Source organism: uncultured Kordia sp. (assembly GCF_947496985.1).
In the GTDB taxonomy this organism is placed as follows: domain Bacteria; phylum Bacteroidota; class Bacteroidia; order Flavobacteriales; family Flavobacteriaceae; genus Kordia.
In genome coordinates this window covers 986,539-1,001,513 of the sequence record NZ_CANMEZ010000001.1, presented here as the reverse complement: position 1 = coordinate 1,001,513, position 14,975 = coordinate 986,539, and the positions used below count along the sequence as shown (strand labels likewise).

At 33.5% G+C, this 14,975-nt stretch carries 5 protein-coding genes; 1 reads left to right on the top strand and 4 read right to left on the bottom strand.

Features of this window, described 5'->3' with window-relative positions:
* Positions 1 to 4 precede the first annotated feature (4 nt).
* A complete protein-coding gene (locus Q0828_RS04550; RefSeq protein ID WP_298418073.1) occupies positions 5 to 928 on the top strand; it encodes an HNH endonuclease in 924 nt (307 codons plus the stop codon).
* 52 nt (positions 929 to 980) lie between these two features.
* On the opposite strand, the gene Q0828_RS04545 is transcribed toward Q0828_RS04550, so the two are convergent.
* The 4 genes from Q0828_RS04545 to Q0828_RS04530 form a co-directional block, all read right to left on the bottom strand.
* A complete protein-coding gene (locus tag Q0828_RS04545; protein ID WP_298418072.1) occupies positions 981 to 1,784 on the bottom strand; it encodes a hypothetical protein in 804 nt (267 codons plus the stop codon).
* A complete protein-coding gene (locus Q0828_RS04540) occupies positions 1,777 to 5,076 on the bottom strand; it encodes an AAA domain-containing protein (protein ID WP_298418071.1) in 3,300 nt (1,099 codons plus the stop codon). Before Q0828_RS04540 ends, Q0828_RS04545 begins: the two co-directional genes overlap by 8 nt.
* A gap of 496 nt (positions 5,077 to 5,572) precedes the next feature.
* Positions 5,573 to 8,482, bottom strand: coding sequence for a PQQ-dependent sugar dehydrogenase (locus Q0828_RS04535; protein WP_298418069.1), 2,910 nt, complete (start codon positions 8,480 to 8,482; stop codon positions 5,573 to 5,575).
* A 35-nt stretch (positions 8,483 to 8,517) separates the two neighbouring features.
* Complete coding sequence (locus Q0828_RS04530; protein WP_298418068.1) at positions 8,518 to 14,727, bottom strand: LamG-like jellyroll fold domain-containing protein; 6,210 nt, start codon at positions 14,725 to 14,727, stop codon at positions 8,518 to 8,520.
* Between the last annotated feature and the right edge of the window lie 248 nt (positions 14,728 to 14,975).

Below are 14,975 nucleotides of genomic sequence, written 5' to 3'. Positions count from 1 at the left end.
TAAAATGATAGATTTTAAATTAAATAACTATAAGTTAATAAATAGTTCGGATAATATTATTCCTTTCAAAAGGAATATCCAGAAAGTATGTAGGTTTTGTAATAAAACCTCTTCTGAAGTTAGCTTTAATACCGTTCCACATATAATTCCAGAATTATTCGGAAAAAATAGTGTCACATCAAATTTTGAATGTGATAATTGTAATAATACATTCCAACTTTATGAATCGAGTTTATCTACTCTAGTATTACCATACATAACTCTATTAGGAATAAGAACTAAAAACAAAATTCCATCATTTCAATCATCAAAGAAAAATGGAAAAAAAGCTACTTTAATGCGAATTAGAGATAATGTTAGAGAATTTAATTTTCACAATAATTTAGATGATATCGAAATTGATTACAGCGAAAATAAGTGTACAATAATATTTAGAACTAAAAAGTTTGTCCCTTTTCACATTCACCAAATATTATTAAAAATTAGTATTTCATTACTTCCTGAAAGTGATTTAATTGAAAACAAACATTATTTAGATCATTTATTCTGTAAAGAACCGCTTAACAATGGCTCTGAAATACCCGAATTATGGAGATACCAATTAGGAAATAAAATTTTTAAAAAGCCATCAGCTAAATTATTTAAAGCGAAAGATGTTCTTGTAGACAAAGAAGAATTTCCAGAATATTTTCTTGTTCTAGCATTTGGAAATATTGTATTTCAATACTTTTTACCACTATCAAAAAAAAATAAACATATTCACAAAAAATCAAATAATATTAGTTTTGAAATTTTCCCTGCTTTCTATTGGAATATATCAAAAATTAATAAAATTGAATATAATACATTCGATATACTCGAAACGAGAAAAGTAACCATAGATGAAAAAATTGATCTCACTTTTGATAAAATTCAAAGTGATAATTAGTTATCAAGAAAGCTAACTATTAATACTTGAAAGTTTTACTGCTACGGATAACTTATGAAGATGTGTAGGTTAAAGAGAGTGTCGCTTCTAACGTATGCCCCTCAAATTGATGCACACTATTTTTAGAATGTCTGATTTCGTATTCTTTTTGACCGTCTTTATCATTCTCGTATTCTAACAATATAAATTTAATTGAACTTTTGTGTGATACAATCGTGTTGTCTTCAAAATCATAAAAAGTACTATCCTTTTTTTGATCGTTAAAAAAAGAAACAAAATCATTCTGTTTTATTATGTTTAATGTTGGTCTATTTTGATGTGGCAGAAACTCTTCGACGCTATTATTCAATTTATGAGTTTGAAATATTTTATACCCTGAAAATCTCTTGCTTTTTTGTGAAACACCTTTGTCTATTCTTTTATTTACGTCAAAGAAATTTTGTGTTAGATCATTATAATAGTATTCAAAATCAATCGTTTCTAAATTCTGAATTTTAGTTTTATTTTTTAAAAATTCATTGCCAATGTGTGTAACTTTATAAATTGTTTCATCATTCTGAATACTTTCAGTCATCAATTCATTTTTTAACAAATAATGGAATTGCATGGTTACAAAATCAGTTTCAGTAATTCCTAAAAAATCACAGACCGCTTTGTGTGATGAAACGTTACTATTAATTAATTCTAAAATAATTTTACTGAATCGATCAATTTCGACATTTTTTTCAATTACAATTTTCTGTTTACACTGCCAAAATGGAATAAACACTTCTTTTACTTTCTTTAGCGTGAAGTGTTCTGTTGTTTTATGATCTTTGAACTTATTAAATATTTTCTCTTGAAATTTCTTATCCATTTACAGCTTCTTTTAATGAGTTATAAATCAATCTTTGTTCTTCCAACTCTTTAATTATATTTTTAAGTTTGAAATCATTGAATCTATCATCTTTATATAACATAGCTCTTTTCAAAATATATTCACTATCTCCAACAATAATTAATAAGCGTTTCGCTCTTGAGAGTGCTACATTTATTCTTCGATAATCTTGAAGAAACCCTAATATACTTTTATTACTGTCACTTCTCACAATATCATAGATAATAATATCTCGCTCCGATCCTTGAAATTTATCTACTGTATTTATTTCAATTAACGACTTAACTTTTTCGTCCTTTTTACTATTGAAGTTTGAATATTTATCACATTTTATTTCATTTCTCAATAAATTCACTTGTCCCCTGTAACCTGCAATAACTCCAATATTAAAAGGTTTATTCTTATCTAAGTTTCCATCATAAAGTTCATTCAATTTTTCAAGGGTTTCTTGAATAGCTTTTGCATTACAGTAATTTTTCCTATCAAACTTATTTCCATTATCGTTTGGTTTATCTTTATTTGAAGTAGTTATAAATATTACAGAATTAGGAACTTTTATTAATATGTCATTTTCTGTTATTTGAACTAAAGGCTTCTTTAAATCTAATCCATGTGATTTGTCATCATCATAATCCTTTAAGATATCAATTTCAACATTTGGATTCTTAAGCTTTTTGTCATAGAAATGATTTGAAATTATATTTCCTATATGTCTTGGCATTCGATATTGAATGTCTAACATCTTTATATAAGGTTCTAGGCTTGGATTTTGCTCAAATGAAGAAATCAATTTTTCAAATAAACTTTTTCCAAATGTTTTTTCAAAATCTAATCCATTATCATCAAGCTGTTTTTTAACTTTATCTTTTATTAATTCTTCTCTCGTAATTACTGGCGGTAATTGTTTGTGATCGCCAATCAGAATAATATTGCGCCCCATACTTATTGGCACAAGTGTTTCCCCAGGCGAAGCTTTACTAGCTTCATCCATGATAACATAATCAAATTTTAGATTGATTTTTCGGTACTTTGAACTTGCGATATGAATACAAGTCGCCCCAAAAACATTCATAGACATTGCATACGCTGTTCCTAAATCTATGGTTGTACTTCCATTATTTAATACTGATTTCCCTTCTGTTGTTGCATTTGAAGTAAAAGCAAACCATTCTTTTTGTAGTTGTAATAATTTTAGATTAGTTGTTCCAAGTTCTTTTTTGAAAATATTTTCAATAGCACTCTTAGTTTTTACATGTTCAAATAACTTTTTAATATAGCCTGAACTAACTCTTAATTTTTTAAAGAATTCGTTCAAAAATTCCTTTTCATTACCATTTTGTATTCTGCTGTAAAAAGAATAAAATTTAATCATTGCTTTATTTTTTGATTTCACACCAATTTTATGATTAAAGTTCTCCTCTGATTTTAATTGAGTTTGCTGAATCCAATGGTTCAACTTGTTTTCAAATAAATGTGCTTTGACATCTTGCTGAATACTATCATTATCTACAACTTCATTGCTTGCCAATCGCATGAATAAAATTTCTTTAGGAAGTCTTTCCAACACATTGTCAACTGCTAAATTTGATTGAGAAGTGATTAATATTTTACAATTAGAATTTTTAGCTACCAATTGCTCTACTAATTCTACAATAACAGTCGTTTTACCTGCGCCTGGTGGTCCTTGTATGAGGAATACTGGTTTTCTATGTAAAGCTTCTAAAACGGCTTCCTTTTGACTTTCATCATTTTTTAATTTATCTGATTTTAGATTTTTTTCAAAATCATCATAATTAAAATCAATACGATTGAATGGCGGAGTTTTTTCGGGAGTTGTCAAAATTCCGATAATCTCTGGATTTTCAATAGTTCTTTCTTTGAATTGCTTACAAGCTTCAACTTGTTTCTTGTATTGACTTATTTCTTGTGTTACATCTTGTATTAGTTTTCCTTTGGCTGGAATTTCTTCAAGATCAACTTTCGTGTCTTTTAAAATTAATGATTGATCTGATGAATCAAAGTCGAGAATTGTTCCAATCTCAGAATCGTCGATATATAAAACAACTTTCTCCTTTTTGAGTTTTCTAATTTCATCCCAATCAATAAAACCTTCCGTTAAGGTAAATCGTATATTTTGTTGATTATTTCTTGTTTCAGCTCTTTCAACATAGTTTGCTTTAAAAGCTTTTTCTTCTATGAACTTTTTTTCTTCTTTGGGAAGTACTTGCCACTCTTTTAAAGTATTTGTGTGACTTTTATATTGACTAGCCAATTTATTTTTCTCATCATATTTATCTTGAAAGAATTCAAAACAATCAAAACTTGTGTAATCTAATGCGAAACTGAAATTTGCAATTGAACCAATCTTTATTGTTTTTTCATAACGATCATTTATATAAGGAATAAATAGATAGTTCTGCGGATCAACATAATAACGTCCTGAATAATTTTCTGTACTAAACTGCCCCATAATTTGACCTTGTTTAGATTTTTCAGTTTCAATAGTCCAATAACAGACTTCATTCATTTCTTTTATTATTGGCTCAAAGTCATCATCTGAAACATTTGATTTGATTTTGATAGTATTTCTTGTATCTGAAATATTTAATGACTCTTTAATTTCATTTATATCATCTATAAGTTCTGAATATTTCTTGTACCGATCTATTCGTTCTTTCGCTAAACTCTTGGGAATTATATTGGCTTTGTTAGCTAAATACTCTTGATATAAAGTCGCTATCGCAAAGATATCGTCTTGTATTTTCGGTTTTTGATTCGCTATAATTTCGGGAGATAAAAAACCTTCGTCAAGTGCATGGTAAAGCTTGAAAATTTCAAACAATCCAATGTATTTTATGAGTACTTCATCATTATTATTTACCAATACCGTTTCATCATTCAATACAAACCCGTATCTGTTTTTACTTTTGAGAAGATTTAATGTCTTTACAAGATTTAAAAAATTCCTTTTGTTGAAATCTTCTATTTGGAAAAAGTCTTCTTGACTATTCTCATAAACGATATAGTATTTGTTGTTTACTTTATCAAATCCTGTTTCAATGACTTTCTGAACTCCAAATATATTTTCATTGATAAATGGATTTATTTCATTTTTAAATATTCGATCTATCGTTTTTTTATATTCAGATTTCAATTGTATTGTGAAGATTTCAAATTCTGAACCAGAGTTATCTTCCGTAAGCCACAGTTTTAGGTTTTCTCCATAAGAAGTTATTTGGTCAATTATTTCGTAATCATTGATTTTTTGCATTAATAGTGACTGTTATTTTTATTGATTTCTGTTATATTAAAATAGCTTATAAAGAAAAAAATAATTCTTTATAAAATCTTACGGTTTTCCTTATTGAATTAGTGTAGAAAGAGATAGTAACGTTACAATGATTTGGAAATCTTAAACCAAATTTAAAGAATAACTATTTAGAGGAAAGCTAACTACTTAGAGATATAATTTTAGTTTTCTAAAAAGAATTAGAATGATTTTGTTTAAATTTGAAAAGTATTAATTAATAAAATAAGAATACACAAACGAATACGATTACCTGTTCGTAATCAACTCTTTAAATTGTAAATGACTAAAAGTGAGTAATATATGTTTTTAGAGTTTTCAGAGGAAAAGCGGATAGCCTGACCGCAATGAAAAAAGCACTAAACTTTACATTTCGAGTTTCCTCAATATGCTGTTTAGTGCTTTTTTTATTGTGGGAATGCCCACATTATGAGTGTTGAATCTTTTTTTATGGAAAGATTTATAGTTTTATTAGTTTTTTGACTGATAACACTTTGCTTGGCGTTTTGATTTCAAGGAAATAAATACCTCCACGAACGTTGGTCATTCCTGAGAATTCTACTGTATTTCCATTGTTGTTTTGTATTGTTTTTTGTGATAGAATTCTACCTTGCGCATCGTTTAACATCAATGTAATTTGCTCATTTTGATATGTTGATGGCAAAGCAATTTTTACGACATCTTTTACCGGATTTGGATATAAACGTATGTTTGTTAGTACGTTTTGATCTTCCGTAGATAACGTATTTCCGATAATATTGATGCTATAATCTTCAAATTCTCCAATGTTTCCATCAAAACTACCGTCACACGAATCACTTGGATGCCACCAGTTTCTGAATGCTACACGCATTCGTGTTTGTCCTTCTAACGCTGAGTTTGGAATTGTAATATTTGCAGATATATAGTTTCCATTTACAGTACCAGCAGTTCCTGTACCTCCCTGAAACCAAACATCTTCTCCTGCATCTGTGAAGTCACCATCTTGATTTAAATCAATCCAAACAGCAAAACCTACTTCCATCCACGGTTGCTCTCTGTTAACGTCTATTTGAATCATTTCTGTGTCTCCTACATCTATGTCGGCAATACTACTACTGTAATCTCCGTAACCACCATCAAAACCTGATGACTGATCAATGTTTTGTGTCTGCGACCCGAAACGAACTCTGTTTATGTAATGTGTAGCTGATGTATTTGGAACGTTTGGTGAGCAATATGATATGGTCGTTGTTGTAAAGAATGAAGCTGTGTATGATGATTGACTCGCTCCACAGTTACTTCTGATTTCCAACTCGTAATTGGTAAGTAAGTCTAACCCTGTAAGCGTAATCATATTTGTACTGGCTACAACAGTTGTCCAAGTAAGCGCTCCTAATTCTCGGTAGCGAACGTCAAAGGCAACATCTTCGATTGCATCCCAGGTTATACTTGCCGTTGAAGCACCTGGTGTTACTATAATGTTTGCAGGAGCAGGAATTGCATTTACCGTTACATTTTGCGTAGCGTTTACAATAGTTCCATTGTCATTAAAAGCCCATGTGATGGTTCCGCTTTGTCCGGCTGTATAGGTTACTTGATCTGTAGTTGTAGCAGTAATTTCTACACATCCGTTGGAAATAACTTTTGGTGCTGGTATTGTAATTGCACAGTTACTTACAACATCATCCAGCATTGGCGCCGTGATTGCTGTAGGGTTTGCATTTGGTTGTACCGTGACCATTGCAGAACATCTGCTTTCGTTTCCATCATTGTCAGTTATAGTAAACCATACTGTTTGTGGAGTTCCTGTATGCGAACAATCAAATGTGTCTCTGTCGATTACGATTGTGTCTATTCCTGCATTACCACCTGTAGAACCGTTATTAATTTGTGCTGCTGTAATGGTTGTATTTCCAGTAGGATCTAGCATTACAGTAATATCCTGACAGTTTGCTACTGGCGGATTTGAAATGGCTGCACCTACATATTGAATTTTTATGATGGTTCCTCCATTTTCGATAGAAACTCCGCTTGTTGAAGAAGGACCCGAAGTTCCTCCACTGTTGTCTGTTATTGCATAAATAGTTAGTCCATCTGGCGATATAGCCACATCTCTGTATCGATCATTTGATGAGTGAAATTCTTCATAAGCATCTCCTACAATGTCGCCTCCTTCAGGTGTCACTTTAGCACGATAGATGGTTCCTTTTTTTAGTGTTGGAATTAGTAATGAACGTCCCCATCCCGGAATATTATTTGCTTCATGAATGTCAATTCCTGATGGCGCTACTGATGGCCATGAAAACCAGCCTCCTTGCGGATCTGTATTTGTTGTACTTCCGTAGGTTCCAATTGGTGGTTGAAAGTTAGCTGGCACGTCATTTATTGTTGGATACGACTCATATTCTGTAGCAGTATCTGCGCCAACCGGACAGTTATGATCACTAAAACTACCTGCATTACAAGCGCCTCCTAATGAAGACCAGTTACAGTATGTGTATGCCATGTTATCATAATATCCTGCGATTTGCGGCCAACCATAGTTTTTTCCTTCTTCTATGATGTTAATTTCATCATCAACTTTAGCGCCATGTTCTGAGTTGTATAACGTTCCGTCCTGCGCAAAGATGATTCCCTGTGCATTTCTATGTCCGTATGTATATACGTGACTTTGCACATTGTTAAATACAGGATTGTCTGTTGGAATAGTTCCGTCTAAATTGATACGAAGTGTTTTTCCCGGATAGTTAGCATAATCCGTTGGAGATGTTGGTAGCACTTGTGATAATATAGGATCACACGCATTGTCAAATTGGTTTGCTCCCTGATCACCAATAGTGTAATATATTTTTAAATCTGGCCCTATGATGAGTCGTCCAGAGTTATGATCAGCACTTCCTGGCAACCCTTCTAAGATAGTACCATTTGTATCAAGTGATGTATCTTCTGTAAGCGTTCCGGCAGCATTGTTGTATACCAAACGCACTAAACGTACTTTTAAACCGCTATCATTATAGGTATATGCAGCATATACATAGTTGTTCGTTGTTGTTGTAATATCTGCATATAATGCCGGATGAATCGCCATTCCCATCAAACCACCTTGTTTTGCATTGACTACTTTGCTACTTAAGTCAATTAGTGTTGTGATAGCGCCTCCATTGGTTCCGATACGAACAATTTTTTCTCCAACACGTTCTGTAATCCATAGATTATCATCTGGCCCATAGGTGATTTCCCATGGGAAATCGAAAGCAAAATCTGCTGTTAAAGTAGATGTATTCCAGTCTGTTCCCGAAGTTACAGCACTTGGAAGCGGCGTCATGGGACCTTGTGCATAGCTAAAAGATGTGCATAGCCATGCAAGTAAGAGTAATTTTTTATACATATATAAGTAGGGTTTAAAAAATTTGAGTTTGTTGTTTAGTTATTTATAATTTGCTTTTTTGTGATACTTGCTTTTTGGGTTTCAATGGTAAAAATATACACTCCTGTTTTAAGTGATACGGGAATTTTTATCTCTGCTAATGTTGTGTTTAGTTTGTCTGCAAATACGGATTGCCCTAGTAGATTGTGAATTTTTAATCCATCTAATGCATGTCTTTTTGGATTTTTGATGATTAGTGTATCATCATTATTATTGTAATGAACGATGATATCTTCCGCTATTTCGAATTCATCTACCGATAATGAATTTTCAGCAAAGGTAATTCTAAAGCGATCTTCAAGTAAACCTGCATCTACATTTATCATGAAATTTCCATTTCGTAAATTATGAAATGTACTATTGTATGTATCTTCTACATATATATTTACATCATCAGGTACGTTTTCTAATTCTTGAATACTTATTTCTATAATTCCACCAACTGCAGTTCTAACATTTAAAGGCAATACAGTACTTTCAGTGACCTCATCAATTCCTTGAATCACATAGGTTGAATTATTGAATGCCCAGGTCATATCTTCCGGATTGTCTTCAATCATTTCTCCATCGTATCCCCAATCAAAATCCGGACTTGCGTTTTCATCTACTGTTAGTAGTAAGTGACGTTCGTATCCTACCGGAGAGTTGTATTTGATTCTATATTTAGGACGCAAATCTTCTGGAATGTCTGGGTTTTGATTTGTTGTAGTAGTATCATCTTCCGGATTTCCATTTCTGTAGAACCATGAATTTGTGTTTCCTGCTTCCGTTACAAATATTCTTTGATCGTTTTCAAAAGTTACCTGACCATCTGTATCTGCTACGACAAAGAATCCCTGACTTACAGGAATGTATCTTCTTGGTGTTTTTAAGGCAGTTCCTCCTGGATCTATCCCTACAAGTGCAATAGCCGTAGTTCCCCCTGAAAGGTTGTAAAGTCCGTAACCACCTTGATATTGTACATATACGTGTGAGTTACCGCCATAATGCTCCCAAAAATATAGTGTTCCACTAAGATGTGTATTATCGTTGATAAGTTCGTTTGCATCTATTGCTGACGGATATGGATTTCCAACTAAATAATCGTTTCCTCCATTAATTCCTAAGGAAATGGTTCCGTTATTTGGAACACCTCTGAATACATAGTTTTGTTCGTTTGCAATTGGATCTGTTGATGGTCCTTTTAAGGTGTATCCTTCTCCTACTAATAGATTTCCTGTACTTTGTACATGTTGCCAAAGTGAATATTCACCATCTAATCCATTTACAAATTTCCAAACCCAATACTCAGCTACTTGAATTGGCGTTGTAGCACCATTCCCATTGAGTCCACCAATGAAATTGATAGCTTCCGGATTACTTGGGTCAGTTCCATCCATAAGAACACCTTGTAAGGTATACGATTCGTCTCCGTCAATAGCAGCATCAGGATTTGTCGTATGTACAGGTGATGACCAATAGTTGTACGTGTACAGATTTCTTGTTCCTTGCTGATCTCTTTCAAGACTTGCATTTGCACCAGCAACAATGGTACTTGTTTCTGTTTGTACTAATTGCGCTTCTCCCTGTAAATCTATTGCTCCATTAAGGTTTAAGTACCATGAATTCTGTAGCTCAACATCGCTTGTTACTTGAAGTTTTACACCGTCATCAACTACTAAACCGATTCCTTTATGGGTATCTGAAGTATTTATATTATGTTTTACATGCACTATTGACCAATCTTTATTTACTGCTGTGCTTGTGATATCCCACACATCACCGTGCAACCATGTTCCTGTTGTTGTCCAATCGCCATCTGCTTGTGTTTCGTATGGTAATGGCGCTGTTTGTGGATAAATATTTTTGATGTTATAAATTCTAGCACCTGTATTTTCATCAACAGTAACAGTAGTTTTATCATCAAGGATATCATCTTTAAATGTATCCATTTTGTAGTATTTTAATAGCGATGTTCCTAATGAAGTAGAAATATCATATGGAATAATTGTTCCGCTATCAAAGCTATTTGTGTCGTCTAATTCTTGATAGATCATACGTTGTAGTTCATTTGTCTCCAACGCTTTGTTAAATACTCTAACTTCATCTATTTCCCCTGCAAAGTAATTAGTATCACTTGCTGGCTCTCTTCCAATAGTTAATCCAGAAGTATCCGAATTTACTCCTCCTAATGCAGACGACCCATCTTGTTCTCCATTGATAAAGAGTGCTGTTTTACCAACAGAAGATGTCACAACTGCCAAATGCGTCCAAATTCCATCTCTAATTCTTGTTGAAGAAGTTACAATTGTAGCTCCGTTTAAAGAAACACTTACAGTATTGTCTGTATTTACAGTAATATAGAAGTTTTGCTGCCCAACTACCACACGTGTTGAGCTGGTTGCATTAGCTCCAGTTATTCTTACGAATGCCATCAATGAAGCATCTCCAGCACTTATAACATTGCTATCTTCCACATAATCATTTCTTCCATCAAAGAAAAGTGTGTATTTGTCATCGATATCTCTTGGTGATCCGTAAGAAGCTGTATCTGTATCAAAAGCATCTAAAATACCATCGCCATCTATATCTGCTGCACCATCAATTTCACCATCATTGTCTGCATCTAAATGTGCATAAATTGTAGCGCTTATGTCGGTTCCGTTAGAAGGATTGTTTGTAGCATCATTACTATCAACATCTAAATAATCAGGAATTCCATCAAAGTCACTATCTGCTGGTGTTGGATAGTTTGCACTTCCGTGATCGTTTCCGACTCCATCATCATTTAAGTCCATCATTGGAAGGATTCCATCTCCATCTGGCTCAGTTGCTGGATCTTTATCATCTACATCTGTACCTTCACCAACACCATTTCCACTTACATCTACATCTCCAAAACCATCATATTCTTCACTGTCAAAAATTCCGTCGTTATCACTATCAAGATCTATATAATCAGGCGTTCCATCTAAATCAGAATCTAATAGCGTAATGCTTTCATATAAGTCATGCATACCATTGTTATTGGTATCTGCCCAAGGAACTACTGTATCATTAAATAATGTAGCATCTTTGTCATTGTCTGGCAGGTTTAATTCAACGATGTTAGGAATTCCATCATTATCGTTATCTAAATCAACTGTATCCGCAATTCCATCTCCATCGGAATCGCATAGTTGTTGTTTTACGAAGATATCATCAATAGCTAAGTCATTTCCGATACCTCCTAATTGATTATTTACAAGTTGTACTGTAAATTGCGTAAATGTGGTTGTAAAAGTAGCGCTTACCTCAACCCAATCTCCTGCTGGAGACGTTGGCGGAATTAACCCCGAAGTAGCCGTTGCAATTTGATTTCCATTAGGATCAAAAACTAATATTTGCACTTCCGGACGTAATCGGGTTGCAATATCAATGGCATCAGTTCTATCAATATTTAAAGCTGAAAACCCATAGGTAATAGGCACATTTGGTGTTACTCCTACAATATTTGCTTCAAAAAAGATTCCCGGATCTTCATCTGCATTAAATATTGCCATTCTTCCATCTACATCACCAGGCGTATGATCATCTCCAGTATACCAATAATTATCAGCCCATTGTGCAATGTCATCTGTAGGCGTCTGATCTACTCCATCTCCATTTGCTATTTGATGGTATACTGTATATTCTCCATCGTTTAAACTTGTTGGATTAAAAGCTGTAGGGCAAGCAGTTCCCGCTCCATTTTCATAACAATATGTCGTTTGCACTCCAATAGTAAACGCGTCAATTTCTACACGTGTTGCTGCATTAGAACCGAAAGTTTCATTCAGAAACACAACTTCTGTTTGTGTTGCATTTAAAGCGCTTCCACAAGCTGAATTTTCTAACGTATCTATAATTCCATCATTGTCATCATCAATATCTACATTATCAGTAATACCATCTCCATCCGTATCAGGAAATGTCTGCACACCTTCTCCTCTTACAACAAATGTATATGGATTTTCATCACTATCATCGTTTCCTATAGTTATGGTTGCCTGATGTACGGCAATTGTTGAAGGATCATAACTGATCGTAAATGTTGTACTTTCCCCTATGCTCAATACTGTATCTGCAGGTTGTGTAACCGAGAAATCAGTACTTCCTGAAATTTGAACTACTGGAGTTCCGACTAAATTTAGATCGAGTCCTCCATTGTTACTAATGGTATATACATTTGTAATTGTTCCTTCATAAATATCATATACAGCAAAGTCTGTTTCGTTTTCTGTATCAGCATCCCCTAATCCTGCACCATCGTTAATTATGTTTCCATTTCCTGAAATAGAAATTTCTCCCGGAGAAGCTGGATCAATAATAAGGTTTATAGAATAATCTTCAAATTCCCCCAAATTTCCATTAAAATCTCCATCACATGGATCTGTTGGATGCCACCAATTTCTAAACGCTACACGCATTCTTGTTTGTCCAGCTACCGCTGAAGTAGGAATGGTAAAATTGGCTGACACAGAGTTTCCTGCTACTGTTCCGGCTGTTCCTGTTCCTCCCTGAAACCAAATATCTTCTCCTGTGTCTGTAAAATCACCATCATTATTTAAATCAATCCAAACTGCAAAACCTACTTGCATCCAGTTTTGATCTTTGTTTACATCTATTCGTATCGTTTCTGTACTTCCTATGTTAACATCTGCAATGCTAGCAGTATAATCTCCATAACCATTGTCATATCCAGAAGAGTTGTCTATGTTTTGTGCTTGTGATCCAAAACGAACTCTATTTATATAGTGTGCTGCACTTAAATTAGTTACTACAGGTGTGCAGTATGCATGATCTGTTGTTGTAAAGTTGAAGGTGCTTGAAAAAGCAGAATTACCTCCATTACATATAGAACTCACTTCTAATTCATAATCTGTATTAGAGCTTAATCCCGTAAGATTTAATGAATTTGAAGGTGCCAGTAGCGTAATCCAATCTGTACTACCAACTTCACGATATTGAACTTCATAGGAAGTTATTCCTGCAAGTGCATCCCAAGTTATGGTGGCTGTTGTAGCTTCCAGCGCACTGGTTGCTATGTTCGTTGGTGCTATTAATCCACTAATAGTAATATTTTCAGTTGCTATTGCTGAATTTCCAGTTACGGAATCATAGTATAGCCAATCAATTGTATAGCTTCCTGCTGTAGAAAAAGAAACAGGATCACTTGTTGTTGGTGTAATGGTTCTACATTGATACGAAGAACTAACTGCTGCCGCTGTATAATCACAATACGCATTAACATTTGGCAATGTAGGCGCCATCAAAGCTCCAGTATAAGCATTTACCGTAACAGTTGCAGTACAAGTATCCGTTAAACCATAACTATCTTCCACTGTCAGCGTTACCGTATTTGCTCCAAGATCTAAACAGGTAAAATTTGTTTTATCAAGTGACAACATTGGAACTCCAGAATCTACCGTAGATCCGTTGTCAATATCTGCAGTTGTAATAGTTGCAGTATCAAAAGCATCCAGTGAAATTACAATGTCGTTACAGAATGCCTGTGGAGGAGTTACTGCTAAAATTCCTTCTAAAGTTAAATCGTCTATGTAATAATTATCATTTCCTCCAGCTGCATTTTGAAATGTACAACGAATTGTTGCTGTAAAAGCGGTTGCAGCATCCGGAATAGGTACTGTGTAAGGATTTGTTTGTACACCATTGGTTCCAAATGCTAATGCATCTGAAGTATCATTTGCTCCATCTATAAGTTGAACCGTATTATTAACCCAAGCACCTGATTCATAGTAAGAATAATCTAACCATAAGTCTTCATTATTTTCAGGATCTCCAAGTGAATGGTACGCTATGGAAAAGGTAACACTATTGTATATGCTAATGTCTTGTTGTGCTAATACAATGTTTGGCGCATTATCCCAATAATTTTTAAATTCCAAGCAATAATCAGCTGACGCTGGAGTTGTTATTATTGAATTTACAACTCTAATTTGCCCATTGGTAGATGTGGCTGTATAATCCCAATTATCTGTTCCCTGATGAACGGTAACATTGGTTGTGGTATTTTGATCAGCAATTAGAATCTGAGCCGTAGCACTTCCGTTGTTAAATTGCTGTTGCGCAATTGTTGTTTGAGCATAAGAAATGTTAAGAAATAGCAGGCTAAAAATTAATAAATATAGCTGTCTTTGCAATAATTCACACGCAGTAACTGCATGAAAGTAGGGGCGTTTTTTCATGACATAAATAGGATTTAACTTAGGGGATATTTTTGCCCGAAAATATATTATTTTCGGAATTTTATCAAAAAATTTAATGTTACATATGTGTCAAAAAATTGTAAATATGTGTCATTTTCTATTAAAAGTAAGTCAATCTTTATTTTGCCTAAAATATTAACTTACAAATATTGAAATGAATAAATTTAAAGCTAGCTAATCCTGTGACTTAAAAGGTTTTTAAATTAAAAAAGGATAGTAAGCATATG

Bases quoted from the DNA above. Each gene is read 5' to 3' on its own strand.
- Q0828_RS04550 (WP_298418073.1), top strand. From the start codon at position 5: ATGATAGATTTTAAATTAAATAACTATAAGTTAATAAATAGTTCGGAT.
- Q0828_RS04535 (WP_298418069.1), bottom strand. From the start codon at position 8,482: ATGTATAAAAAATTACTCTTACTTGCATGGCTATGCACATCTTTTAGC.
- Q0828_RS04545 (WP_298418072.1), bottom strand. From the start codon at position 1,784: ATGGATAAGAAATTTCAAGAGAAAATATTTAATAAGTTCAAAGATCAT.
- Q0828_RS04530 (WP_298418068.1), bottom strand. From the start codon at position 14,727: ATGAAAAAACGCCCCTACTTTCATGCAGTTACTGCGTGTGAATTATTG.
- Q0828_RS04540 (WP_298418071.1), bottom strand. From the start codon at position 5,076: ATGCAAAAAATCAATGATTACGAAATAATTGACCAAATAACTTCTTAT.